General features: G+C 69.2%; 17 protein-coding genes and 1 pseudogene. 11 read left to right on the forward strand and 7 right to left on the reverse strand.

The window, feature by feature from the left end:
• Positions 1-367 precede the first annotated feature (367 nt).
• From K4L06_RS12205 to K4L06_RS12220, 4 genes are all read left to right on the forward strand, one after another.
• A complete protein-coding gene (locus K4L06_RS12205) occupies positions 368-1,573 on the forward strand; it encodes an aminotransferase class I/II-fold pyridoxal phosphate-dependent enzyme (RefSeq protein WP_221671618.1) in 1,206 nt (401 codons plus the stop codon).
• Positions 1,574-1,624: 51 nt separating this feature from the next.
• Positions 1,625-2,014: a glutaredoxin family protein gene (locus tag K4L06_RS12210; RefSeq protein WP_221671619.1), complete on the forward strand. Its 390-nt coding sequence runs from the start codon at positions 1,625-1,627 to the stop codon at positions 2,012-2,014.
• A gap of 94 nt (positions 2,015-2,108) precedes the next feature.
• Complete coding sequence (locus K4L06_RS12215; protein WP_221671620.1) at positions 2,109-3,095, forward strand: malate dehydrogenase; 987 nt, start codon at positions 2,109-2,111, stop codon at positions 3,093-3,095.
• A gap of 161 nt (positions 3,096-3,256) precedes the next feature.
• The gene (locus tag K4L06_RS12220; protein ID WP_221671621.1) at positions 3,257-3,931 is read left to right on the forward strand and encodes a response regulator transcription factor; all 675 of its coding nucleotides are present in this window, start codon (positions 3,257-3,259) and stop codon (positions 3,929-3,931) included.
• A gap of 299 nt (positions 3,932-4,230) precedes the next feature.
• On the opposite strand, the gene K4L06_RS12225 is transcribed toward K4L06_RS12220, so the two are convergent.
• Positions 4,231-7,149, reverse strand: a complete 2,919-nt coding sequence (locus tag K4L06_RS12225) for a porin (protein ID WP_221671622.1) — start codon at positions 7,147-7,149, stop codon at positions 4,231-4,233.
• Between the two features lie 22 nt (positions 7,150-7,171).
• Here K4L06_RS12225 and K4L06_RS12230 point away from each other — a divergent pair, with 22 nt between their 5' ends.
• On the forward strand, positions 7,172-7,966 hold the full coding sequence (locus tag K4L06_RS12230; protein ID WP_343225821.1) for a porin: 795 nt from the start codon (positions 7,172-7,174) through the stop codon (positions 7,964-7,966).
• Positions 7,967-8,102: 136 nt separating this feature from the next.
• Here the strand turns inward: K4L06_RS12230 and K4L06_RS12235 are convergent, their stop codons facing one another.
• The 3 genes and pseudogenes from K4L06_RS12235 to K4L06_RS12245 form a co-directional block, all read right to left on the reverse strand.
• Positions 8,103-9,314, reverse strand: coding sequence for a porin (locus K4L06_RS12235; protein WP_221671624.1), 1,212 nt, complete (start codon positions 9,312-9,314; stop codon positions 8,103-8,105).
• Positions 9,315-9,550: 236 nt separating this feature from the next.
• Positions 9,551-10,798: pseudogene (locus K4L06_RS12240) on the reverse strand (dicarboxylate/amino acid:cation symporter); the annotation flags it as partial.
• A gap of 93 nt (positions 10,799-10,891) precedes the next feature.
• The gene (locus K4L06_RS12245) at positions 10,892-12,241 is read right to left on the reverse strand and encodes an MFS transporter (RefSeq protein WP_255595095.1); all 1,350 of its coding nucleotides are present in this window, start codon (positions 12,239-12,241) and stop codon (positions 10,892-10,894) included.
• 315 nt (positions 12,242-12,556) lie between these two features.
• Here K4L06_RS12245 and K4L06_RS12250 point away from each other — a divergent pair, with 315 nt between their 5' ends.
• From K4L06_RS12250 to K4L06_RS12275, 6 genes are all read left to right on the forward strand, one after another.
• Positions 12,557-14,914, forward strand: coding sequence for a TonB-dependent receptor (locus K4L06_RS12250; RefSeq protein WP_221671626.1), 2,358 nt, complete (start codon positions 12,557-12,559; stop codon positions 14,912-14,914).
• Between the two features lie 313 nt (positions 14,915-15,227).
• A complete protein-coding gene (prpE, locus tag K4L06_RS12255; RefSeq protein ID WP_221671627.1) occupies positions 15,228-17,123 on the forward strand; it encodes a propionate--CoA ligase in 1,896 nt (631 codons plus the stop codon).
• Between the two features lie 123 nt (positions 17,124-17,246).
• Entirely contained in the window at positions 17,247-18,305 is a 1,059-nt protein-coding gene (locus tag K4L06_RS12260; protein WP_221671628.1) for a suppressor of fused domain protein, read from the forward strand.
• Positions 18,306-18,395: 90 nt separating this feature from the next.
• Positions 18,396-19,283, forward strand: a complete 888-nt coding sequence (gene prpB / locus K4L06_RS12265) for a methylisocitrate lyase (RefSeq protein ID WP_221671629.1) — start codon at positions 18,396-18,398, stop codon at positions 19,281-19,283.
• A gap of 221 nt (positions 19,284-19,504) precedes the next feature.
• Positions 19,505-20,656 carry a 2-methylcitrate synthase gene (prpC, locus tag K4L06_RS12270; RefSeq protein WP_221671630.1) on the forward strand — a complete coding sequence of 384 codons (1,152 nt, stop codon included), beginning with the start codon at positions 19,505-19,507 and terminating at the stop codon, positions 20,654-20,656.
• Positions 20,657-20,958: 302 nt separating this feature from the next.
• Complete coding sequence (locus tag K4L06_RS12275; protein WP_221671631.1) at positions 20,959-21,480, forward strand: hypothetical protein; 522 nt, start codon at positions 20,959-20,961, stop codon at positions 21,478-21,480.
• Positions 21,481-21,863: 383 nt separating this feature from the next.
• Here K4L06_RS12275 and K4L06_RS12280 read toward each other — a convergent pair whose 3' ends face one another.
• The 3 genes from K4L06_RS12280 to K4L06_RS12290 form a co-directional block, all read right to left on the reverse strand.
• Positions 21,864-22,475, reverse strand: coding sequence for a glutathione S-transferase N-terminal domain-containing protein (locus K4L06_RS12280; RefSeq protein WP_221671632.1), 612 nt, complete (start codon positions 22,473-22,475; stop codon positions 21,864-21,866).
• 192 nt (positions 22,476-22,667) lie between these two features.
• A complete protein-coding gene (locus K4L06_RS12285; protein WP_221671633.1) occupies positions 22,668-23,126 on the reverse strand; it encodes a cell wall hydrolase in 459 nt (152 codons plus the stop codon).
• A 755-nt stretch (positions 23,127-23,881) separates the two neighbouring features.
• A complete protein-coding gene (locus tag K4L06_RS12290; RefSeq protein WP_221671634.1) occupies positions 23,882-25,948 on the reverse strand; it encodes an NADPH-dependent 2,4-dienoyl-CoA reductase in 2,067 nt (688 codons plus the stop codon).
• Positions 25,949-25,981: the final 33 nt, after the last annotated feature.

The raw sequence follows: 25,981 nt of genomic DNA on the forward strand, positions 1-25,981 counted from the left end.
CCGTTCGCGTTTGCGGGCGCCCGTGGCCGCGACCGAGCGCGCCGTGCCAGCGCAGCCTCGCGCCCTGCGGCCGTCCGGGATCCCCGGTTCCGGCCTGGGTGCGCCGGCGCCCGCCGATCCGCCCGCCACGACCGGCACACGCACGCGCCCGGCCGCGCATCGGCCACCGGTCCGGCCATCGCCGCACGGATCCGCCTTGTTCCGCACGCGTCCGCACGGCGCCGCGCGCGCATCGCGCCGCACGGCCCGGGGCGGGCGCTGTGCTACCATTTTGCGGCTCGATCCGGCGGTTTCGCAGCCTTCGGGAACCCCGTCGCGCACCTCTCCCGCACGTTCCCGACGTACCCGACCCCACGAGGTTTTTACGATGCCCCAGCTCGCCCGGCGCATCGGTCGCGCCAAGCCCAGCGCGATCATGCAGGTTGCCGAAAAGGCCAAGCGGCTCAAGGCCGAAGGCCGCGACATCATCAGCTTCTCGATCGGCGTTCCCAACTTCCTGCCCGGCGAGCACGTCTACGCCGCGGTGCGCGAAGCGCTCGCCAAAGACAGCGGCCAGTACGGCAGCAACCGCGGCGCCGACGCGCTGCTGGATGCCTTCATCGAGCACATGGGCAAGATCGGCCTGACCGGCTACGGCCGGGTCAACTGCGCCACCGGCATCGGCGCCAAGCATGTGATCTACAACATCGCCGAAGCGCTGCTCGACGAAGGCGACACGATCGCGTTCCCGACCCCGTACTGGACCAGCTATCTCGACATCGCCGAGATCGTCAACGCCAAGATCGACCTGCTGCCGTGCCCGGCTTCGCAGGACTACAAGCTCACCCCGGAGCAGCTCGACGCCGCGCTGGCGAAGAAGCCCAAGGTGTTCTTGTTCAACAACCCGTCCAACCCGACCGGCATGGTCTACGGGAAGGAAGAAATCGACGCGCTGGCCGACGTCGTGGCCAAGTATCCGGACACCTGGATCATCACCGACGACATCTACAACCGGATGGTGTTCGACGGCCTGGGCTACCACAACTTCGTCCACGCCCGTCCGGAATTGCGCGACCGGGTGATCTTCATCGACTCGCTGTCCAAGACCTACGGCATGCCGGGTTGGCGCGTGGGCTTCATGGCCGGGCCGGAGTCGGTCGCCCAGGCCGTGACCACGATGAACTCCAACCACATCACCAACGTGCCGGAGATCGTCACCGCCGCCGCGGTGGCCGCGCTGGCCGGCCCGCAGGACGTGCCGACCCAGAAGTGCGCCGAGTTCCAGGCCAAGCGCGACCAGGTCATGGCGGTGATGAACGCCATCCCGGGCGTGATCTGCCCGCGTCCGCAGGGCGCGTTCTACGTGTTCCCCGACATCAGCGTCGCGTTCGGCAAGACCCACCAGCCCAGCGGCCTGAAGATCGGCAACGACATGGACCTGTGCAACGCGCTGCTGGAAACCAAGGGCGTGGCCTGCGTGCCGGGCTCGGCGTTCGGCGAGACGCGCGCGCTGCGCATCAGCTACACCTGTCCGACCCCGCAGCTGGCCCCGGGCCTGCAGCGCTTCCAGGAATTCTTCGCCGAGCTCGCCTGAGCCCGGCAAGAACTTCCAGGCCACCCCAGACGATCCGGAGAAAGGAAGCCCATGCGTGTAACCACCGTGCTCTGGATCGCTCTGGCGGCCGCCGTCGGCATCGGCGGCGCCAAGGCGCTCAAGTCCGGCAGCCTGGCCGGGCTGTTCTCCTCGCGCCCGGCCGAACTGCTGCCGGACGATCCGCGCCGCAGCACCGGCGACAAGCGCATCGTCATGCTCGCCGCGGAGTGGTGCGGCTACTGCGAGAAGCTGCGCAAGGACTTCGAGCTGGCCGATGTGCGCTACCGCATCATCGACATCGACACCGCCGAGGGCCAGCGCGCGATGAGCGCGGTCGGCGCGCGCGGCGTGCCGGTGACCATCGTCGGCCAGGACATTGTCTACGGCTACAACATGGACGAGATCAAGCAGCGGCTGGAGCCGCTGGGCTACCGCCTGTAAGCGCGGCCGCTTCGTCCCCCCGTTCGCGGGCCGCGCGCCCGCATCCGTTCAACCTGCGATCCCATCTGCGATCCAATAGCGAAGGAAACACCCCATGAAGACTCCCGTCCGCGTTGCCGTCACCGGTGCTGCCGGCCAGATCGGCTATGCCCTGCTGTTCCGCATCGCTTCCGGCGAAATGCTCGGCAAGGACCAGCCGGTCATCCTGCAGATGCTGGAACTGCCGCTGGAGAAGGCCCAGGCCGCGCTCAAGGGCGTGATGATGGAGCTGGAAGACTGCGCCTTCCCGCTGCTGGCCGGCATGGTCGGCACCGACGATCCCAAGGTCGCGTTCAAGGACGCCGACTACGCCCTGCTGGTCGGCGCGATGCCGCGCGGCCCGGGCATGGAGCGCAAGGACCTGCTGCTGAAGAATGCCGAGATCTTCACCGTGCAGGGCAAGGCCCTGAACGACGTCGCCTCGCGCAACGTCAAGGTGCTGGTGGTCGGCAACCCGGCCAACACCAACGCCTACATCGCCATGAAGTCGGCGCCGGACCTGCCGGCCAAGAACTTCACCGCGATGCTGCGCCTGGACCATAACCGCGCGCTGTCGCAGCTGGCCGCCAAGGCCGGCGTCGCCGTCGCCGAAATCAAGAACATGGTGGTGTGGGGCAATCACAGCCCGACCATGTACCCGGACTACCGCTTCGCCACCGTCGGCGGCCAGTCGCTGAAGGACAAGATCAACGACGCCGACTGGAACGCCAACACCTTCATCCCGGTGGTCGGCAAGCGCGGCGCGGCGATCATCGAAGCGCGCGGCCTGTCCTCGGCCGCGTCGGCCGCCAACGCCGCCATCGACCACATGCGCGACTGGGCCCTGGGCACCAACGGCGACTGGGTGACCATGGGCGTGCCGTCCGACGGCAGCTACGGCATTCCGGTCGGGGTGATGTACGGCGTGCCGGTGACCTGCGCCAACGGCGAGTACACCCGCATCGAAGGCCTGGACGTCGACGCGTTCAGCCGCGCCGCGATGGACAAGACCCTGGCCGAGCTGGAAGAAGAGCGCGCCGGCGTCGCCCACCTGCTGGGCTGATCCGCGGCTTCATGCAAGACCCGCAACGGGGCGGCTTCGGCCGCCCCGTTTCGTTTCCGCCGCCGCCCGCGCCGGCGGCATGGAACACTGCGCCGCCGCGAACCGGCCGGAGCGTGTAGCATCGGTTCCGCTCCGCCTGCCGGGAGCGCCCGGGACCGCCCATGAGCGACGCGCTGCGCCTGTTGATCGCCGACGACCATCCGATGTTCCGGGCGGCGCTGCGGCACGCGCTGGGCGAGGTGCTGCCGGGCGCCGGGATCGTCGAGGTCGCCAGCCAGAGCGCGCTGGAAGCGGCGATCGCCGGCGGCGAGGCCTTCGACCTGGCCATGCTCGACCTGATGATGCCGGGCGCGATGGGCTTCTCCTCGCTGGTGTTCGCGCGCGGCCAGCGTCCGGAGCTGCCGGTGGTGATCATCTCCTCCAACGAACACCCGCGCACGATCCGCCGCGCGCAGCAGTTCGGCGCGTCCGGCTTCGTGCCCAAGTCGGCCCCGGCCAGCGTGCTCGGCGAAGCGGTGACCGCGGTGCTGGCCGGCAAAGTCTGGTTCCCGCCGCTGCAGGCCGAACGCGACGAAGGCGACGCCCAGCTCGCCGACCGCCTGGCCCAGCTGACCCCGCAGCAGTTGCGGGTGCTGATGCGCCTGGCCGACGGCCTGCTCAACAAGCAGATCGCCTACGAACTGTCGCTGGCCGAGAACACGGTCAAGATCCACGTCACCGCGATCCTGCGCAAACTCGGCTGCCACTCGCGCACCCAGGCCGCGGTGCTGGTCAAGGGCCTGTCGCTGGAAGAAGACGCCAGCGGCCTGCACGATCAGGCCAACGGCCTGCGTTAGCCTTCCCCGTTTCGCTGTCCGTGCTGTTCCCCCCTTTGAAAAAGGGGGGGGATTTGCTTTGGCTTTGTCGAAACGCAAAGCCAAAGCCAGAGCAAATCCCCCACGCCATTGCCCCCATGCCCAGACTTCGTGCCGGCGCAGGGCGCAGCCCCCTTTTTCAAAGGGGGCGAGTTATCGCTAAGCGACGAGTTGTCGCGCCCCAACCAAGACTAGCCGCGCCGTTCCCCCCTTTGAAAAAGGGGGGCTAGGGGGGATTTGCTCTTGCTCCTCGCCCAGTACGCCACCGCCTCCCGGCCGCTTCATTCCCCTCGCGCGAGCAAGCGCATCGCCAGCGCGCGCAGCGCCGCCGGCTTGAGCGGTTTGGGCAGGAAGTGCCAGCCGCGCTCGAGCGCGCGCGGGCGCAGGCCGGGGTCGGCGTCGGCCGACATCAGCACCAGCGGCGGCAGCCCCTGCCACAGCGCTTGCAACTGCGTGGCCAGTTCGAAGCCGGTGCGGTCGCCGAGCCGGTAATCGAGCAGCAGCAGCTCGGGCCTCGGCGCGTCGGCGGCCAGGGCCAAGGCCTGCGCCGCGCTGCCCGCGCTCTCGACCGCGCAGCCCCAGTCGGCCAGCAAGCCCTGCGCGGCCAAGCGCGAGGGCGGGTCGTCGTCGACCACCCAGACGCGGCGGCCGCGCAGCATCGGGTCGTGCTCGGTGTCCGCCATCGCCGGAGCGGGCTGTACCGGTGCCGACGGGGGCTGCGCGACCTCCGCCTGGCGCGCATAAGGCACCTCGACCGAGAACACGCTGCCGCGCCCGGGCCAGGAGCGCACCGCGATGCGATGGCCGAGCAGCTGCGCGACCCGGCGCACGATCGCCAGGCCCAGGCCGGCGCCGCGCGCCGGCGCTTCGACGCCGACGTCCAGGCGCTGGAATTCTTCGAAGATCAGTTCGCGCTTGGCTTCCGGAATGCCCGGGCCGGTATCCCAGACCTCGATCCGCACGCCCTCGCGCAAGCGCCGCGCGCCGAGCACGATGCGGCCCGCGCGCGGAGTGAACTGCAAGGCGTTGGAGAGGAAGTTCTGCACGATCCGGCGCAGCAGCACTTCGTCGCTGTCGACCATCGCGCCGCTGGCGATGCAGTGCAGGCGCAGACCGCGCGATTCGGCCAGGATGCGGAACTGGCCTTCGATCGCGTCGAACACCCGCGCCAGCGGCAGCGCGCCGCGGCGCACTTCCAACGCGCCCGATTCCAGCCGCGAGATGTCGAGCAGGCTGGACAGGATGTCGTCCTGCGCGGTCAGCGCGGCTTCGATCCGGTCGGCCAGTTCGCGGCTGTCCGCATCGACCCGCCGGCGCAGCGAGGACAGATACATCCGCGCCGCGTTCAAGGGTTGCAGCAGGTCGTGCACCGCCGCGGCGACGAAGCGGGTCTTGTAGCGGTTGGCGCGCTCGGCTTCGCCCTTGGCCGTCTGCAGGTCGCTGGTGCGCTGCTCGATGCCGCGTTCCAGGCTGTCGGCCAGGCTGCGCAGGTCGCGCGCGGCCTGCTTGTAGGCGGTGATGTCGGCATAGCTGGTGACGAAGCCGCCGTCGGGCATCGGGTTGCCGCGGATCTCGATCACCGTACCGTCGGGGCGCTCGCGTTCGTGCAGATACGGCTGGCCGCGCTGCAAATGCTCGAGCCGGCGCCGGATCGCGTCCTCGGGATCGGGGCCGAGCAGGCCGCGGCGCGCGTTGTAGCGGATCAGGTCCTCGATCGGCCGGCCGATCTGCAGCAACTCGGGCGGGTAGCGGAACAGCTCGGCGTAGCGCCGGTTCCAGGCCACCAGGCGCAGCTGCGAGTCGACCACGCTGATGCCTTGCGGCAGATGCTCCAGGCTCTGGCTTTCGCCCGGGCCGGCCTGATGCGCGGCCTGGACCACGCCGTCGCGCGCGTTGCGCAGCGCTTCGGCGTGCAGCTCGACCATCTTCTCCAGTTCCTGCCGGCTGCGCAGGCGCAGCGCGGCGATGCGGTTGCGCTGCAGGATCAGCAGCGCGACCGAGACCAGCAGCAGCCAGGCGCCGGCGGCGACGCCGCGCGCGATCCAGGCGGTGCGCAGGCTCGGCGTGGTGTCGCGCAGCAGGTGCAGGGTCCAGCGCTCGCGCGGCAGGTGCAGCGATTGCCACAGCATCGGCTCGCGCATTGCCGGGTCGCGCAGCCGCACCACCCGCGCGCCGTCGCCGACTTCGCGCTGGACCCGGAATTTCGCCGGCAGCAGCCGCTGGCCCTGGTACTGCCGAGTCAGGCGCAGTTCGCGCTGCTGCGCCGCGCTTTGCGGCGCCAGCACGCGATAGCGCCACTGCGGCTGCGCGCTGAGGAACACCACGCCGTTGGCGTCGCTGAGCAGGACCAGGTCGCCGCGTCCGCTCCAGTCCGAGCGGATGTCTTCCAGCTCGACCTTGACCGCGACCGCGCCGACCGCGCCGCCGCGCTCGTCGTGGATCGCGCGGGCGATGAAGTGCCCGGGCACGTGGGTGGTGACGCCGATGGCGTAGAACTCGCCGGCGCCGTGGGCCATCGCGCGCTGGAAATACGGGCGGAACGCGTAGGAGTGGCCGACGTTGCTGTTGGCCAGGTTCCAGTTGCTGGCGGCGATGCCGATGCCGGCGGCGTCGATCAGGGTCAGGGTGCTGGTGCGGTTGGCGAAATTGAGCTGGACCAGGCGCTCGTTGGCGCGTTGGCGCTGGGCGCGGTCGCCAGGGTTGGCCAGGGTCGCGCGCAGCTGCGGGTCCAGCGACAGCACCGCCGGCATGATCCGGTAGCGGTCGATATGCTGCTCGATCACCTGCGCCCGCTGCCCGAGCAGGGCGCGCGCCTCGCCGGCCTGGCGCAGCAGCGCCTGCGCATACGCCACCCGCCCGGCGACCAGCGCCGAAAGCAGCGCGCCGGCCACGATCAGGACCAGCCAGAGGGTGTTGCGCAGTTGGCCGGAATCGACCAGGCGCACGCCGGTGAGGCCGTTCTGCGGGCGGGCGCGGAAGCGCGCGGCCGGGCCGAAGTACGTGCCGCGGCCGTCGCGGTAACCGTGCGGGTTCTCCACCGAGCCGGTCAGGCCCAGGTGCAGCACGCGGGTCTTCTCCTTGGTAGGCGTCCACACCGCGCGTCCGGCGGCGGTGGTGCCGGGGTTGTCGCCTTGCAGGTCGTGGCCGAAGAAGTAGGCCGCGCTGAGCGCGTAGCGCGGCCGCTCCAGCGACCATTCCACGCCGGTGCGGCGGCCCTGGTAGATCGCCTGGGAAGCGGCCGGCAGCCTGATGGAGCTGTCGGCCGCTTCCCAGGCGATCTACCAGGGCCGCCGCACCGGCGTGGAATGGTCGCTGGAGCGGCCGCGCTACGCGCTCAGCGCGGCCTACTTCTTCGGCCACGACCTGCAAGGCGACAACCCCGGCACCACCGCCGCCGGACGCGCGGTGTGGACGCCTATCAAGGAGAAGACCCGCGTGCTGCACCTGGGCCTGACCGGCTCGGTGGAGAACCCGCACGGTTACCGCGACGGCCGCGGCACGTACTTCGGCCCGGCCGCGCGCTTCCGCGCCCGCCCGCAGAACGGCCTCACCGGCGTGCGCCTGGTCGATTCCGGCAGCCTGCGCAACACCGACAAGATCGTGCGCAACGGCGTCGAGGCGCTGTGGATCGACGGCCCCTGGTCGGCCCAGGCCGAGTACCTGCACGCCACCGCGCAGCGCGACAACGGCGCGCGCGACTTCAGCGCCGACGGTTACTACCTCACCGGCAGCTGGGTGCTGACCGGCGAATCGCGCCCTTACAGCGGCAACAACGTCGGCAACGTCAAGCCCGCCCACCGCTACGGCGCGGTCGAACTGCTGGCCCGCTACGGCGAACTCGACCTGGACGACGGCGGCATCGCCGGCGGCCGCCAGCGCGACCTGACCCTGGGCGTGAACTGGTACCTGACCAGTCACTTCAAGTTCCAGGCCAACTACGTGCGGGTGAAGGCCGACAAGGGCCTGCTGTCGGCCGATCCGGAGGTACTGGAGATGCGGGCGCAGATGCAGTTTTGATGGAGCCGGGAATGGGGAATCGGGAATAGGGAATGGTTAAAGCCGGTGCAGCTGTGCGCCCTGGAGTCCAGGGTCCAGGCGAGTAAGCTGCAAGCATCGGCGCTGCCGCTTTGCCGATTCCCCATTCCCGGCTCCATCAAAACTGCATCTGCGCCCGCATCTCCAGTACCTCCGGATCGGCCGACAGCAGGCCCTTGTCGGCCTTCACCCGCACGTAGTTGGCCTGGAACTTGAAGTGACTGGTCAGGTACCAGTTCACGCCCAGGGTCAGGTCGCGCTGGCGGCCGCCGGCGATGCCGCCGTCGTCCAGGTCGAGTTCGCCGTAGCGGGCCAGCAGTTCGACCGCGCCGTAGCGGTGGGCGGGCTTGACGTTGCCGACGTTGTTGCCGCTGTAAGGGCGCGATTCGCCGGTCAGCACCCAGCTGCCGGTGAGGTAGTAACCGTCGGCGCTGAAGTCGCGCGCGCCGTTGTCGCGCTGCGCGGTGGCGTGCAGGTACTCGGCCTGGGCCGACCAGGGGCCGTCGATCCACAGCGCCTCGACGCCGTTGCGCACGATCTTGTCGGTGTTGCGCAGGCTGCCGGAATCGACCAGGCGCACGCCGGTGAGGCCGTTCTGCGGGCGGGCGCGGAAGCGCGCGGCCGGGCCGAAGTACGTGCCGCGGCCGTCGCGGTAACCGTGCGGGTTCTCCACCGAGCCGGTCAGGCCCAGGTGCAGCACGCGGGTCTTCTCCTTGATAGGCGTCCACACCGCGCGTCCGGCGGCGGTGGTGCCGGGGTTGTCGCCTTGCAGGTCGTGGCCGAAGAAGTAGGCCGCGCTGAGCGCGTAGCGCGGCCGCTCCAGCGACCATTCCACGCCGGTGCGGCGGCCCTGGTAGATCGCCTGGGAAGCGGCCGACAGCTCCATCAGGCTGCCGGCGCGCGAGGCGGCGACGCTTTCCATGCTGACCGGGGTCTTGAAGTAGCCCACGCGGACCTTGCCCAGATCCGCGCCGAACAGCGCCTTGGTCTCCATGCGCAGGGCGACGTCGAGCCACAGCTTGGACTCGAAGTCGTAGACCGCGGTGAAGTCGTAGACGTCCTTCTTCTTCAGGTTCATGCCGAACTCGCGCCGGCGGTAATGGCCGTCGTCGCGCAGCGCGGTGGCTGCGCTGCCGTAGCCGCGATCGGCGGAGAAATCGACCACGTCGTAGGCCCAGTTGGCGGTCGCCGACAGTTCGGTGCCGTCGGCGAAGGCGTACTTGGTCGGCCAGTTTTCCAGGGACAGGCCGTCGCCGGCCTGGGCGAGCGGGGCGGCAGCGGCGAGTGCGGCGGCGGTCAGGACGGGGATATAGCGGGAAAAACGCGGCATCGGACGGGCTCCATCGGTAGGTCGAGGGGCCGTCCTGGCCGCAGGGCGCCGTGCCGGACGCAGGGCGTCCGGCCGCGGGCGGTCAACGGGGGCGATCGACGGGGTCGATCAACGGGTTCGATCAGATGGGCGCCGGTCGCGGCGCCCGGATCGAGCGGCGATCAGGCGGTCTTGTCGGCGAGCGGGCCGTGATGGTCCGAGGGCAGGTCGACGTCGAGATCGGTCGCGCTGGGCGGGTTGAGCAGTTCGCGCTGCAGACGGTCGCGGTCGAGTTCGTTTTCCCAGCGCGCGACCACGATCGTGGCCACGCCGTTGCCGATGAAGTTGGTCAACGCGCGCGCCTCGCTCATGAAGCGGTCGATGCCGAGGATCAGGGCCAGCCCCGCCACCGGCACCGCCGGCACCACGGTCAGGGTCGCGGCGAGGGTGATGAAACCGGCGCCGGTGACGCCCGAGGCGCCCTTGGAGGTCAGCATCGCCACCGCCAGCAGGGTCAGCTCCTGGGTCAGGGTCAGGTCGACGTTCAGCGCCTGGGCGATGAAGATCGTCGCCATGGTCAGGTAGATGTTGGTGCCGTCCAGATTGAACGAGTAACCGCTGGGCACGACCAAGCCGACCACCGGCTTGGAGCAGCCCAGGCGCTCGAGCTTGCGCATCAGCGGCACCAGCGCCGATTCCGAGGACGAGGTGCCGAGCACCAGCAGCAGTTCGTCGCGGATGTAGCGGATGAAGCGCAGGATGCTGAAGCCGGTGAAGTAGGCGATGGCGCCGAGCACGACCAGGATGAACACCGCGCAGGTCAGGTAGAAGCTGCCCATCAGCCGCGCCAGCGGGCCGAGCGAATCCACGCCGTACTTGCCGATGGTGAAGGCCATCGCCGCGCCGGCGCCGATCGGGGCCAGCTTCATGATCATGCCCATCATGCCGAAGAAGGCCTTGGACACGGTCTCGAACAGATCGATGACCTTCTCGCCGGACTTGCCCATGTGCAGCAGGGCGAAGCCGAACAGCACCGCCAGCAGCAGCACCTGCAGCAGGTCGCCGTTGCCGGTGAAGGCGTCGGTGAAGGTCTTGGGGATGATGTGCAGCAGGAAATCGACCGTGCTCTGGTCCTTGGCCGCGCTGGCGTATTTCTCCACCGCGCTGGCGTCGAGCGTGGCCGGGTCGGCGTTGAAGCCGGCGCCGGGCTTGAGCGTGTTGACCACGATCAGGCCGATCACCAGGGCGATCGTCGAGACGATCTCGAAGTAGACGATGGCCTTGACCCCGACCCGGCCGACCTTCTTGACGTCGGACACACCGGCGATGCCGAGCACCACGGTCAGGAAGATGATCGGCGCGATCAGCATCTTGATCAGCGAGATGAAGCCGTCGCCGAGCGGCTTGAGCTTGACCGCGAAATCGGGGAAGTAGTGGCCGACCACGCCGCCTAGGACGATGGCGCCGAGCACCCAGAGGTAGAAGCGCGAGCCGGACTTTTTCATGGCGGGTACTCGATGGCGAGGAGCGAGGATGGCGAGGAGCGAGGAAGGCGAGGAGCGAGTGGAGAGGAACGAGCGGCGAGCGGGCGGCGGGGCTCAGTCGCGGTCGATGTGCGAGTGCTTGCGGGTGTCGGGCATCAGCACGTAGACCAGCAGCGAGCAGGCGATGCAGGCGCTGACGTACCAGAAGAAGCCGGTTTCCAGGCCGATCTTCTTGAACCACAGCGCGACCGGCTCGGCGGTGCCGCCGAACAGGGCCACGGTCAGCGCATACGGCAGGCCGACGCCGAGGGCGCGGATCTCGACCGGGAACAGCTCGGCCTTCACCACCGCGTTGATCGCGGTGTAGCCGCTGACCGCGCTGAGCAGGATCATGATCAGCCAGAAGGCCTGCATCGGCGTCTGCGCGTCCTGGATCAGGTGCATCACCGGCACGGTCAGGGTCGCGCCGAGCACGCCGAAGGCGATCAGGATCGGGCGCCGGCCGATCCGGTCCGACAGCGCGCCGATCAGCGGCTGCATCAGCATGTACACGAACAGGGTCGCGGCGTTGATCAGCGACGCGGTTTCCTTGTCGAAGCCGGTGCTGATGGTGAGGAACTTCAGCATGTAGTTGGTGTAGGTGTAGAACGCCAGCGTGCCGCCCATGGTCAGGCCGACCACGGTCAGCACCGCGCGCGGGTGCCGCATCAGGGTGCGCAGCGAGCCTTCCTTGCGCGCCGGCGCGTCGCTGGCCTTGAGCTTGGTGAAGGACTCGGTTTCCTGCATGTTGCGGCGCAGGTACAGGGCGATGATCGCCGCCATCGCGCCGATCGCGAACGGGATGCGCCAGCCCCAGGACTTGAGCTGCTCCTCGTCGAGCACGAACTGCTGCAGCACGATCAGCACCAGCAGGGCGAGCAACTGGCCCATGATCAGGGTCACGTAGAGAAAGCTCGACCAGAAGCCGCGGTTCTCGCGCGAGGACATCTCGCTGAGATAGGTGGCCGAGCTGCCGTACTCGCCGCCGACGCTGAGGCCCTGCATCAGCCGCGCCAGCACCAGCAGCACCGGCGCCATCACTCCGATGGTCGCGTAGCCGGGGGTGAAGGTGATGATCAGCGAGCCGGCGCACATCATCAGCACCGACAGCATCAGCGCCGCCTTGCGGCCGTGGCGGTCGGCGTAGCGGCCGAACACCCAGCCGCCGAGCGGGCGCATCAGGAAGCCGACGGCGAAGATCGCCGCGGCGTTGAGCGCCTGCGAGATCTTGTCGCCCTTGGGGAAGAACACGTGGGCGAAGTACAGCGAGAAGGCGCTGTACACGTACCAGTCGTAGTACTCGACCAGGTTGCCGACCGAGCCGGAGAAGATCGACTTCAGCCGTTGTCCGGCGGTCATCGACGAGGCGCGGGACAGGGTATCGGCGGCGGTGTCGGCGGCGGTGTCGGCGGTGATCGCGCTCAAGGCAGGCGGCTCCAGGTCGGTGCGGACGGTGCCGGGCAGCGCGGGGGAGGGCGCGCGGCCGCGGCACAACGGCGGCACCTCCTGGCGCCGACGTCGATGGTGGGCCGGGGCCGCGGCAGGGCCAATAGCACCATCGGGTTAGAGCCCCGGCTCAGGTTCGGCGATCCGCCCGTTCATTCGCGCCGCGACCAGCGTCGCGGCGCGATCGCGGAGCGTGCGTGCGCGCACGCTTCGCCATCAGCGCGTCATCAAAGCCCGTCACCCTGCGCGCTTTGCATCGCGGCAATGCCCTTACGCCGCCCGGAGACGCACGCAATGACCCGAGTGTTCGCCCCGACGCTGTCGGCCGCCATCTGTCTCGCCCTGGCCACGCTGCCGGCCTACGCCGCGCCGGCGGACGCCGCCGCCGACGCGGCTGCCGTCGCCAGCGCCGATGCCGGCGACGCCGATGCCACCACCCTGGATGCGGTCTCGGTGATCGGCCTGGGCGAAACCCGCCAGGTGCAGCGGATCAAGCTGGCCGACATCGAGCGCAAGGTGCCGGGCAGCAGCGCGCAGAAGGTGCTGAACAAGCTGCCGGGCATTTCGGTGCAGTCCAACGACGCCTACGGCGCCAACGAGGAATCGCAGACCATCAGCCTGCGCGGTTTCAGCCAGCGCCTGCTCGGCTACACCCTCGACGGCATCCCGCTCGGCGACAACAGCTACGGCAATTACAACGGCCTGGGCATCAGCCGCGCCCTGATCGGCGAAAACCTGGCCGGGGCCGAACTGGCCGCCGGCGTCGGCGCGCTCGGCACCGCCTCGACCAGCAACCTCGGCGGCACCCTGCAGTACTACTCGGCCGATCCGGACAGCGAGTTCGGCCTGCGCCTGGCGCAGACCTTCGGCAGCGACCGCACCCGCCGCACCTATGCGCGCCTGGACACCGGCGAGCACGGCGGCTTCTCGATGTATCTGTCCGGTTCGCTGCTCAGCGCCGACATGTGGTCGCGCCCGCACGACAACCAGGACCAGAACCAAGTCAACCTCAAGGCCGTCTACCAGTTCGGCGACGGCAACCGGATCAGCGCCTACTTCGCCAGCGCGCAGACCAGTCAGGCCAATTACGCCTATCTGTCCAAGGCCTTGCTGGCGCGCGGCGCCGACTGGGACTGGAACCTGTACAAGCCGGACTGGAAGCGCGCGCTGGCCGCCGCCTATTGCGCGCCGCGGCCGTGGCCGGCCAACCAGCATCGCGCCGGCGACCCGCGCTGCGCCTTCGTCGCCCCGGCGGCGACCATCGACGACGCCTACTACGCCAGCCGCGCGCTGCGCACCGACCACCTCGGCGCGCTGGCCGGCGAGTTCAACCTCGGCGAAGGCCTGTCGCTCAAGGCCCAGGCCTACTACCACGACGACCGCGGCCAGGGCCATTGGTGGTCGCCGGGCAATTACTCCTACCCGAACACGGCCAAGGCGATCCCGATCTCGATCCGCAGCACCAATTACGGGATCAACCGCTACGGCGCTATGAGCTCGCTGGTCTGGGAGGTCGGCAACCATCGCATCGAAGGCGGGGTGTGGTACGAGAGCAACCACCACGACGTCCAGCGCAACTTCTATTTCATCGACGGCCCGGTCAACGACGACCGCTTCCTCAACGACCCCGACCGCCGCCTGTTCTTCCAGAAGTACCGCATCCACACCCGCCAGGCCTATCTGCAGGACACCATCCGCCTGTTCGACGACCGCCTGACCCTGGACCTGGGCGCCAAGAGCACCCAGGTGACGATGCGCGCGCGCCAGGTCGACCCGCGTGCGATGGAAGTGCCGAACGCGACCGGCCAGCTGGAGACCAAGGATCGGTTCCTGCCTCAGTTCGGGGTCGGCTATCGCCTCGGCGACCACCAGGGCGAGCTGTTCGCCGCCTACACCGAGAACGTCGCCGCCTTCGTCGGCGGCGGCGCCGGCGGCCCGCTGGCGATCAACCAGGCCGCGTTCGACGCCCAGCGCAGCGACCTGAAGCCGGAGTCGTCCAAGACTTTCGAGGCCGGCTACCGTCGGGTCGGCGAGACCTACCAGGCCTCGCTGAGCGTGTACAAGGTGCGTTTCGACGACCGCCTGTTGTCGCTCAACCCCTGCTCCAGCATCGAGGCCGGCACCCGGCCGGAATGCATCACCAAGTTCTTCAACGTCGGCTCGGTCGACAGCGTCGGCAGCGAACTGGTGTTCATCTGGAAGCCGAGCGATCGCTTCGAGTGGTACAACGCCTTGTCGTGGAACAAGTCGACCTACCAGGACAATTACCTCGACGGCGGCAAGGTGGTGCAGACCCGCGACAAGCGCGTGGTCGACGTGCCGGACAAGATGCTGTCCAGCGAAATCACCTGGCGCCAGGGCCCGTGGCTGGCCAGCCTGAGCGGCAAGTACACCGGCAAGCGCTACTTCACCTACACCAACGACAACGGTTTCGGCGGCGCGACCACCTTCGACGCCAGCCTGCGCTACCGCTTCGATGCGATGGGCCCGCTGCGGCAGTGGTCGATCGCCCTGCACGGCAGCAACCTGACCGACAAGCGCACCGCCAGCAACCTGACCGCGTTCAGCGCTTCCGACCCGCAGGGCAAGACCTACGCCTTCCACGCCAACGCGCCGCGGCAGGTGTTTCTGACCTTGGATGCGCAGTTCTGAGGCGAAGCGGCTCGGAGGGGGCGACGACGTGTTGCTGCGCTGCGGAAAGCAAATCCCCCGCGCTTCGCTCGTCGTCCCGGCTTCGGGCCAGCGCCGGGCGCTAGCCCCCTTTTTCAAAGGGGGCCGGTGGTCGCACCCCGGATTACGCACGCTGTTCCCCCCTTTGAAAAAGGGGGGGCAGGGGGGATTTGCCTTTGCCTTCGCTTCACCGCCCCCCGGCCGCAATCGCCTAGACCATCGTCGTAACGCAAGCCGACTCCGCCTGGACTAGCCTGTCCAGCATCCGCTCCTACGCCCCGCGCGAGGTCGATGCATGCGCTACCAGGACTTCCATCGCCGCTCGATCGAGCAGCCCGAGGCCTTCTGGGCCGAGCAAGCGCAGGCGATCCACTGGCACAAGCCGCCGCAGACCATCCTCGAGTACGACCGGCCGCCGTTCCGGCGCTGGTTCGCCGGCGGCGAAACCAACCTGTGCTACAACGCCCTCGACCGCCATCTCGAGCAACGCGGCGACCAGCTCGCCTTGGTCGCGATCTCCAGCGAAACCGGGCAGACCCGCGAGCTGAGCTACCGCGAGCTGCACGCCGAGGTCAACGCCTTCGCCGCGGTGTTGCAGTCGCTCGACGTCGGCCGCGGCGACCGGGTGGTGATCTACATGCCGAACATGGCCGAGGCGGTGTTCGCCATGCTCGCCTGCGCGCGCATCGGCGCGGTGCACTCGGTGGTGTTCGGCGGCTTCGCCGCGCACAACCTGGCCCTGCGCATCGACGACGCCGCGCCCAAGCTGCTGATCTGCGCCGACGCCGGCATGCGCGGCGGCAAGGTCATCCCCTACAAACCGCTGGTCGATGCGGCCTGCGAGGAAGCGCAGCACCCGCCGCCGCACGTGCTGGTGGTGAGCCGCGGCCTGGACCCGGAACATCGCATCCTGGCCGGGCGCGACCTCGACTACGCGAGCCTGCGCGCGCGGCACGACGGCGCCCAGGTCGAGGTGCAATGGCTGGAATCCAACGAACCCAGCTACCTGCTCTACACCTCCGGCACCACCGGCAAGCCCAAGGGCGTGCAGCGCGACGTCGGCGGCTACGCGGTGGCGCTGGCGCTGTCGATGTGGTCGATCTACGACATCCGCGCCGGCCAGGTCATGTTCTCGACCTCCGACGTCGGCTGGGCGGTGGGCCATTCCTACAACGTCTACGGTCCGCTGATCGCCGGCGCGACCTCGGTGTTGTACGAAGGCCTGCCGACCCATCCCGACCCGGGCATCTGGTGGCGGATCTGCGAACGCTACGGCGTGCGCACCATGTTCTCCTCGCCGACCGGCATCCGCGTGCTCAAGAAGCAGGACCCGGCCTGGCTGAAAAAGCACGACCTGTCCGCGCTGCAATGGCTGTTCCTGGCCGGCGAACCGCTGGACGAGCCGACCGCGCACTGGATCACCGACGGCATCGGCAAGACCATCGTCGACAACTACTGGCAGACCGAAACCGGCTGGCCGGTGCTGTCGCTGATGCCGGGGCTGGACCTGCAGCCGGTCAAGTTCGGCTCGCCCGGCCTGCCGACGCCGGGCTATCACCTGCGGGTGATCGACGAGGCCACCGGCCGCGACGTCGGCCCGCACGAGAAAGGCGTGCTGGTGATCGTGCCGCCGTTGCCGCCGGGTTGCATGACCACGGTCTGGAACGACGACGCGCGTTTCCTGTCGAGCTACTTCGGCCACTTCAAGGAGCTGCTGTACAGCTCGCTGGACTGGGCGGTGCGCGACGAGGACGGCTACACCTTCATCCTCGGCCGCACCGACGACGTGATCAACGTCGCCGGCCACCGCCTGGGCACGCGCGAGATCGAGGAATCGGTGGCCAGCCACGCCAGCGTCGCCGAGGCGGCGGTGATCGGCGTGCACGACGAGCTCAAGGGCCAGGTGCCGGTGGTGTTCGCCACCCTCAAGGGCGGCAGCGGCGAGGATGCGGGCCTGGCCGCGGCCGGCATGCAGCGCTGCGTGGTCGAACAGCTCGGCGCTGTGGCGCGGCCGGCGCGGGTGTACGTGGTCGCGGCCCTGCCCAAGACCCGCTCCGGCAAGCTGCTGCGGCGTTCGATCCAGGCCCTGGCCGAACACCGCGATCCCGGCGATCTGTCGACCCTGGACGATCCCGGCGCGCTGGAGGAAGTGCGGCGCGCGCTGGAGCGCGGCGCCGACGCCGGCGGCTGAACGTCCGCGCGTCGGCGCGGTTCGTGCGGGTTCAGTCCCTTGACGGATTTTTCGCCGCCAGCGCGTTAGCATCGTGAATACGCGGAACCGTCCGCGGCCGATGCGAGCGAGGCATAACGCGCAATGACGGCAGAACAGGACAGCGCGCCGGGGTGGGACGCGATCGACCAGGCTCTGGCCCGGCTGTACACGCGCCAGCAACCGCTGCATTACGGCAGTCCGGTCGGCCCCGAGCTCGGCGGCGAACCCTTGCGCGGCATCAGCGCCTACAAGCGCATCACCCCGGTGCCGCACTGGCATCTGGTCAGCTACGGTTTCAGCGAGCTTTACGACAAGACCTCCGAAGACCCGGCGCTCAGCGGGTTCGGCTTCGAACTGACCTTCCGCGTCGCCGACCCCGAGGACAGCGAGCAGCCGCCGGCCTGGGCGCTGAACTTCCTGCAGAACCTGGCCCGCTACGTGTTCCAGAGCGGGCACGGTTTCCACGCCGGCCATTACCTGCACGCCAACGGTCCGATCGCCGCCGACACCGCCACCCATCTGCAGGCGGTGGCGTTCGCCCACGACCCGGAGCTGCCGCCGATCGACACGCCCAACGGCCTGCTCGAATTCCTGCAGGTGATCGGCCTGACCAGCGAGGAGGAATTCGCGCTCAAGCGCTGGTCGACGCTGAAGGTGCTGGACGTGTTCCAGGACTACCTGCCGTTGTGGGTGACCGACCTGGAGCGCGAGTCGCTGCTGGCCGATTCCGACATCGCCGCGCGCCTGGCCGCCGGGTCGGCCCACGAGGGCTCGAGCTCGGCGATGGTCTACACCGACCAGCTCGAATGGAGCCAGCGCAAGCGCCTGCTGCGCCAGCCGGCGACGCGGATCGTCATCGGCGCGCGCCAGGTCGGCGAACTGCTGGCCCTGCTGCCGCTGCGCTTGCCGTTCGGCAAGCCGTTCAGCCTGATCGGGCCGCAGGCGCGGATCGTGTTCGAGGCCGCGCCGCGCAACGGCGTCCAGGTCGTCGAGGGCGCGCTGCACCTGCGCCTGAACGAGGCCGCTTTGCGCAATATGGTCGCCTGCCTGCGCGCCCAGGAGGGCGAGTACCGGGTCGAGGGCGTGGAATTCCTCGAGATCCAGGTGCAGCGCAGCCAGATCCGCGACCGCGACGGCAACGTGGTGCAGACCATCGGCTAGCCACGGCCGGCGCCCCGGGGCAGGGGTGCCGGGCCGGCGCGACGGGGTAAAATGCCGGATCGCCCCGAACGGGCCCGCCGGAGTTTGCCGATGTCGTTCACCTCCGCAGGCGCGAAGTTCCGCGCCGCGCTCGCCGCCGAATCGCCGCTGCAGGTGATCGGCGCGATCAACGCCAACCACGCCCTGCTGGCCCAGCGCGCCGGCTACCGCGCGATCTACCTGTCCGGCGGCGGCGTCGCCGCCGGCTCGCTGGGCCTGCCGGACCTGGGCATCAACACGCTCGAGGACGTGCTGATCGACGTGCGCCGCATCACCGACGTCTGCGACCTGCCGCTGCTGGTCGACATCGACACCGGTTTCGGCCCCAGCGCGTTCAACATCGAGCGCACGGTCAAGTCGCTGATCAAGGCCGGCGCGGCCGCCTGCCACATCGAGGACCAGGTCGGCGCCAAGCGCTGCGGCCATCGTCCGGGCAAGGAAATCGTGACCGCCGGCGAGATGGCCGACCGGGTCAAGGCCGCGGCCGACGCCAAGACCGATCCTGACTTCTTCCTGATCGCGCGCACCGACGCCATCGCCGTCGACGGCGTCGACGCGGCGATCGAGCGCGCCATCGCCTGCGTCGAGGCCGGCGCCGACGGCATCTTCGCCGAGGCCGCCTACGACCTGGCGACCTATCGCCGCTTCGTCGACGCGGTCAAGGTGCCGGTGCTGGCCAACATCACCGAGTTCGGCCAGACCCCGCTGTTCTCGCGCGACGAACTGGCTTCGGCCGGGGTCGCGATCCAGCTGTTCCCGCTGTCGGCGTTCCGGGCCATGAACAAGGCCGCCGAGAACGTGTACGAGTCGATCCGCCGCGACGGCCACCAGAAGAACGTGGTCGACAGCATGCAGACCCGCGCCGAGCTGTACGACCGGATCGGCTACCACGCCTTCGAGAACAAGCTCGACGCGCTGTTCGCCAAGAAGGGCGGTTGAGATTTTTCTTCTCCCGTTCGCGGGAGGAGCCCGTTTTTCCTTCTCCCGCACTGCGGGAGAAGGCGGCCCGGAGCCTGCCCCTGCGCAGGCAGGGGGCCGGATGAGGGCGAGCGAAATTTCCAGCCAGCGACCGAGCCACAAGTCGCGCGCCCTCACCCTTGCCCTGTCCCATGCGTGGGACAGGGAATAAGGAAAAGACCACTTTTTATTGAGGAAGGACCATGAGCGAACCGCAATCGACCCTGCCCAAGCCCAAGAAATCGGTGGCCCTCAGCGGCACCGCCGCCGGCAACACCGCGCTGTGCACCGTCGGCCGCAGCGGCAACGACCTGCACTACCGCGGCTACGACATCCACGACCTGGCGACCCAGTCGACCTTCGAGGAAGTCGCCCACCTGCTGGTCCACGGCGCGCTGCCGACCGTGTCGCAGCTGAAGGCCTACAAGACCAAGCTCAAGCGCCTGCGCGGCCTGCCGGCGATCGTCACCGACGCGCTGGAGCTGGTGCCGGCCAACGCCCACCCGATGGACGTGCTGCGCACCGGCTGCTCGGTGCTGGGCACCGTGCTGCCCGAGCGCGAAGGCCACGTCGCTTCGGAAGCGCGCGACATCGCCGACCGCCTGATCGCCAGCTTCGGCTCGATGCTGCTGTACTGGTGGCACTTCACCCGCAACGGCCGCCGCATCGACTGCGAGACCGACGACGACTCGGTCGCCGCGCACTTCCTGCACCTGCTGCACGGCGAGCCGCCGAGCGCGCTGCACGCCGACTCGCTGGACAAGTCGCTGATCCTGTACGCCGAGCACGAGTTCAACGCCTCGACCTTCACCGCCCGGGTGATCGCCGGCACCGGTTCGGACATCCACTCCTGCATCACCGGCGCGATCGGCGCGCTGCGCGGCCCCAAGCACGGCGGCGCCAACGAAGTGGCGATGGACATCATTTCCCGCTACGGCAGCGCCGACGAGGCCGAGGCCGACATCCGCGCCCGCGTCGAGCGCAAGGAAATCGTGATCGGCTTCGGCCACCCGGTCTATACGGTCGGCGACCCGCGCAACCCGATCATCAAGGAGATCTCGCGCAAGCTGTGCAAGGACGGCGGCAACCAGACCCTGTTCGACGTCAGCGAGCGCATCGAGACGCTGATGTGGGACAGCAAGAAGATGTTCCCGAACCTCGACTGGTACTCGGCGTCCGCCTACCACATGATGGGCATCCCGACGCCGATGTTCACCCCGCTGTTCGTGATCGCGCGCACCACCGGCTGGAGCGCGCACGTGATCGAGCAGCGCGAGGACGGCAAGATCATCCGCCCGAGCGCCAACTACACCGGCCCGGAAGATCGCGCCTACGTGTCGATCGAGCAGCGCTGAGGGTTCTGCGCCGCCCGGTCCGCCGGAGCGAGAACGCAGGACGGTAACGCGAAAGGCCAGGCGATCCGCCTGGCCTTTTGCTTTTCGTCGCGACTTGCGCGCAGCCGCGCAGCGTAGCGGCTGCGGCATACGACTAACGTCGAATCCGACACAGAATCCGCATCTGGCGGCATGGCATAGTCCGTCGCCAGCCGGTACGCCTTACGGCGGTCCGCCGCGCCCAGCGCATGGCGCGACTGCGTGCGGCGTCCGCAGACGCCGCATCGGGGGGCTGCGGCAGGGGAAGACTCAGAGGAAACACCATGCGCGAGAGCGATGTGCCGGTCAAAACCCATGCCGGCCGCGACGAAATCCAGAACCGCACGCGCAAGCTCGCGCCGGTGTTGCGTTCGATTCTGCTGATCGTCGACGGCGATCGCAGCGCGCGCCATTTGCGCGACCTGATCGCCAGCCTGCACGGGCCGCAGGACGCCCTGGAGCAGCTCGAGGCGATGGGCCTGATCGCCTCCTCGGCGGCGGTGGCGGCGACCCAGTTCGCGCATGCGCCGACCCCGGGCGCGGCCTTCGCCACGGCGGTGCCGATGCCGACGCCGTTGTCGATGGCCGATGCGGCGCAGCGTTACCAGACCCTGTACGGGCTGATGACCGAAGCGGTGCGCGAGCACCTGGGCCTGCGCGGTTATTTCCTGCAACTCAAGATCGAGCGTTGCGGCAACAGCGACGAGCTGGCCGAACTGCTGCCCGATCTGAGCGCGGCGCTGGCCAAGGTGCGCAAGGACGATATCGCCGCGCAAATCGAGGCGCGCTTCGCTACCGGGGTCTGAGCGCGCGATTCCGCAATCGCGCTGCGATATCGCGTCGCCGTCCGAAACCGGATCGCACCGGAATGCCGCAACCCGTCTGTACGGGCTTCGGGCGATCGCGCTTGCGTACGTCGCTGCGGCTGTCGCGGCTTACGCCGCTCCTACAGGAAGCGATGGCTCCCGTAGGAGCGGCGTGAGCCGCGACCAACCGAAGACGCGGCATGCCACGTCGCTTTCCGAAGCCGAGACGCCGCCCGGAACGAACCCCTCCGGTCATCCGGGTTCGACGAGCGTGCTCGCGTACGTCGCTTCGGCTGTCGCGGCTCACGCCGCTCCTACAGGAAGGGGGCGTCGCTCCCCGAGGCGTCGCGGTGCGGCCCTGGAGCCGCACCGCGGGCGTGCCGTTACAGCAGCCCTTCGGCCTTCAGTGCGGCCTGCACGCCGGCATCGGCTTCCATGCGGCGCTTGAACGCGGCCAGGTGCTCGTAGCCGGACAGGTCGACCTTGACCGAGTCGGCCCAGCGCAGGGTGATGTACAGATAGGGATCGGCGTAGCTGCGGAAACCGGCCAGCCATTCGCGGTCGGCCAGGCGCCGGTCGGCGCTGGCGTACATCGCGCGCAGGCGTTCGCGCGCATGCTGGCGCAGCGTGTCGGCCTGGGCCGGATCGGGATGGAACTTGCCCGGCGCGAAGATCGGCAGGTAGGCCGGATGCACGTCGGAGTTCACGTACGCCAGCCAGCGAGCGGCTTCGGCGTGCTGCTGTGCGCTGCCGTCGCCGGTCAGGCGCGCCTGCGGGAACGAGTCGGCGATGTAGCCCATGATCGCCGAGTTCTGGGTCAGCACGAACTCGCCGTCGACCACGGCGGGCACCGCGCCGGCCGGATTGATCGCGAGGAAGGCAGGCGCCTTCATCGTGTCCTTGTCGAGCACCTCGACCTCGAACGCGCCGCCGGTCCACTGCAGGGCGATGTGGTCGGCGGTCGAACACGCGCCGGGTTTGGTGTAGAGCTTCATGCGGGCCTCTCCGTTGTGGCGATAAACAAAAAAACAGGTCGGCGACTATCACCGACCTGTTTCGCATCCTCAAGGAGGGTGCTGCAACGGAGTGTCTTGTTGGAGCGGGAGTCGGGAATGGGGAATGGGGAATCGGCAAGCACGACGAACCGCCTGAACGATTCTCCATTCCCGATTCCCGATTCCCGGCCCTCAACCTCGTCGGGACTTGAGCTTCTGCACCTTGTAGAAGGTGTGGTCGCCGATGACCGCGACCTGGTAGGCGTTGCGCCAGGACGGGCTGGCGATGGCGTGGGCGGCGAAGTGGCTGGCGCCGGGCACGATTTCCTTGCGCTGGCCGTTCGGCAGGGCCCAGTTGCGCTCGGCCGCCAGGGCGACGTTGACCGACTCGGTCCAGGCCTCGCTATTGCTCAGGCGGGTACCCGGGGAGACCAGGGTCGGGGCGAACTGCTTGTTGGCGGTGACTACGTCGCAGACCGTATCGCCCCACAGGCCGCTGTCGCGGCGGCGCAGGGCGACCTCGGCGACGGCCTGTTGGCCGCGCAGGGACTGGTCGCGGGCTTCCAGGTACACGGTGGTGCTCAAACACAGCGAATCGGCGGTTTGTGGCGGCAGTACCGAGGCCAACCACAGGATCCAGGCCAGTTTCATCAGATGACTCCTTGCTCCGTTGCGTTGGCCGCACCGGGTCGTCCATCGCCCGCGGGGGCGAGGGGAACCGCGATCGGGCCAACATGGCGTACTGGGGAGGGCAGCGGCTCTAGCGGCGCGCTTTTGCCCCGTCACCGGGATCCGGGCCAACAGGGCCTCGGGTCGGTGGTGGGTGCCGCTTCTGCAGGGGCGGCGGAAAAGTCGGCGAACGGTAGCGACGCCTAACCAAACAAAACCTGAACGTCGAAAACCCAAGTTCCTATTTTGGTTGGAGTTTTTATTCTGAACAGGCGGCAGGTCCTTGGTTTTACAGGGCTTTGTGCCGGCACGAAGCGTGCCCAGTTCGTCTCACAGGTTCATGATCTCAAACCGTATGGTTTGCCTGAATGCGCGTTTCGGCGTCTCCAGCCGGTCGTGGACTCCAAAGCGACTGGGATTGGCGCCCGTCCGGGTCAAAATCCGACATCAACTACTGCTCAGGGTAGGAGCGGCGCAAGCCGCGACCGCGCCACCGCGCCGACCGACGCCAGCCCCGACCGCCCCGACACCCGGCCACGATCGAACGAGCAGCCAAGGCCGTCCGCCCGCGACCCGAGTCCGCGCGCCAGAAACGCAAGCCGCCTCGAGCCGCGTCGTGTCCGTCGCTCACCCACGCGCGCCACTGCGCGCGCATACATATATATGTATGCGCGATGTTCGCGAGCGCGCAGCGACGCGCTCGTTCGCGCCGCGAAAGCAGCGGAAAAACCCGGGTTTTACAGGCGCGCCGCCAAACGGCTGCCCTGGGCGATCGCGCGCTTGGCGTCGAGTTCGGCGGCGACGTCGGCGCCGCCGATCACGTGCACCGGCCGGCCGCTGCCGGCCAGTTCGGCGGCGAGCGGCTTGAACGGCTCCTGGCCGGCGCAGATCACCACCTGGTCGACCGGCAGCACCTGCTGGCTGCCGTCGACGCTGACGTGGAAGCCCTCGTCGTCGACGCCGAGGTATTCGACCCCGCCGATCATCCGCACCTGTTTCGCCTTCAGCGTGGCGCGGTGGATCCAGCCGGTGGTCTTGCCCAGCTTCGCGCCCGGCTTGCCGGCGCTGCGCTGCAGCAGCCAGACCTCGCGCGCCGGCGGTTCCGGCCGCGGCTCGACCAAGCCGCCGCGGTTGTCGGCGTAGTCCAGGTCCACGCCCCATTCGGCGCGCCAGCGCGCCGGGTCCAGGCTGACCGAATGGCCTTCGTGGACCAGGTACTCGGCGACGTCGAAGCCGATCCCGCCGGCGCCGACGATGGCCACGCGCCGGCCCGGCACCACCCGGCCCTTGAGCACGTCCAGGTAGCTGACCACCTTGGCGTGGTCCGAGCCCGGGAAGGCGACCTCGCGCGGGACGATGCCGGTGGCCAGGACGATCTCGTCGTAGTCCTGCAGGCTCTGCGCATCGGCCACCGTGCCCAGGCGCAGCTCGACCCCGGTCTGCTCGATGCGGCGGCCGAAGTAGCGCAGGGTTTCGTGGAACTCCTCCTTGCCGGGGACCTTCTTGGCCAGGTTGAACTGGCCGCCGATCTCGGCCGCGGCGTCGAACAGGGTCACCCGGTGGCCGCGTTCGGCGGCCACGGTGGCGCAGGCCAAGCCGGCGGGGCCGGCGCCGACCACCGCCACCCGCTTGGGCGCGGCGGCCGGCGGGTAGTTCAGTTCGGTCTCGGCGCAGGCGCGCGGGTTGACCAGGCAGCTGGCGTGCTTGTTCTCGAACACGTGGTCCAGGCAGGCCTGGTTGCAGCCGATGCAGGTGTTGATGTCGGCGGCGCGGCGGTCGCGCGCCTTGGCCACCCAGGCCGGGTCGGCCAGCAGCGGCCGCGCCATCGACACCATGTCGGCGTCGCCATCGGCGAGGATGCGCTCGGCGACGTCGGGCATGTTGATCCGGTTGGTGGTGACCAGCGGGATCCGCACTTCCGGCTTGAGCCGGGCGGTGATGCCGGTGAAGGCGCCGCGCGGCACCGAGGTGGCGATGGTCGGCACCCGCGCCTCGTGCCAGCCGATGCCGGTGTTGATCAGGGTCGCGCCGGCGGCCTCGACCGCCCGCGCCTGCGCGACCACGTCGCTCCAGGTCGAGCCTTCGGCGACCAGGTCGATCATCGACAGCCGGTAGACGATGATGAAGTCCGGGCCGCAGGCCTCGCGGATACGGCGGACGATTTCCACGCAGAAGCGCATCCGCTTGGCGGCGTCGCCGCCCCAGGCGTCGCCGCGCTTGTTGGTGCGCGGCACGGTGAACTGGTTGAGCAGATAGCCTTCCGAGCCCATCACCTCGACCCCGTCGTAGCCGGCCTCGCGCGCCAGCCGTGCGGCGTTGACGAAGGCCTTGATCTGGCGCTCGACCGCGCCGGCCGACAGCGCGCGCGGGGTGAACGGGTTGATCGGCGCCTTGAGCTTGCTCGGCGCGACCTGCAGCGGGTGATAGCCGTAGCGGCCGGCGTGCAGGATCTGCATGCAGATGCGCCCGCCGTGCTCGTGCACGGCGCGGGTGACCTGGCGGTGCTTGCCGACTTCCCAGGGCCAGCTGAGCTTGCCGCCGAACGGCTTGAGCCAGCCGGCCAGGTTGGGGGCGAAGCCGCCGGTGACGATCAGGCCGACCCCGCCGGCGGCGCGCTCGGCGAAATACGCCGCCAGCTTGGGGAAGTCGGCCGCCTTGTCCTCCAGGCCGGTGTGCATCGACCCCATCAGCACCCGGTTGGGCAGGGTGCAGAAGCCCAGGTCCAGCGGCGCGAACAGGTGCGGATACAGCGGGTGCGGGGCGGCGTCGGAGACGGGCGGGGCGGAGAGGGCGGCCGAGGACATGCTGGCTGGATACGCTGGCGTATGGAGTGTGCA

Origin of the sequence: Lysobacter sp. BMK333-48F3 (assembly GCF_019733395.1) — a bacterium.
Taxonomy (GTDB): domain Bacteria; phylum Pseudomonadota; class Gammaproteobacteria; order Xanthomonadales; family Xanthomonadaceae; genus Lysobacter.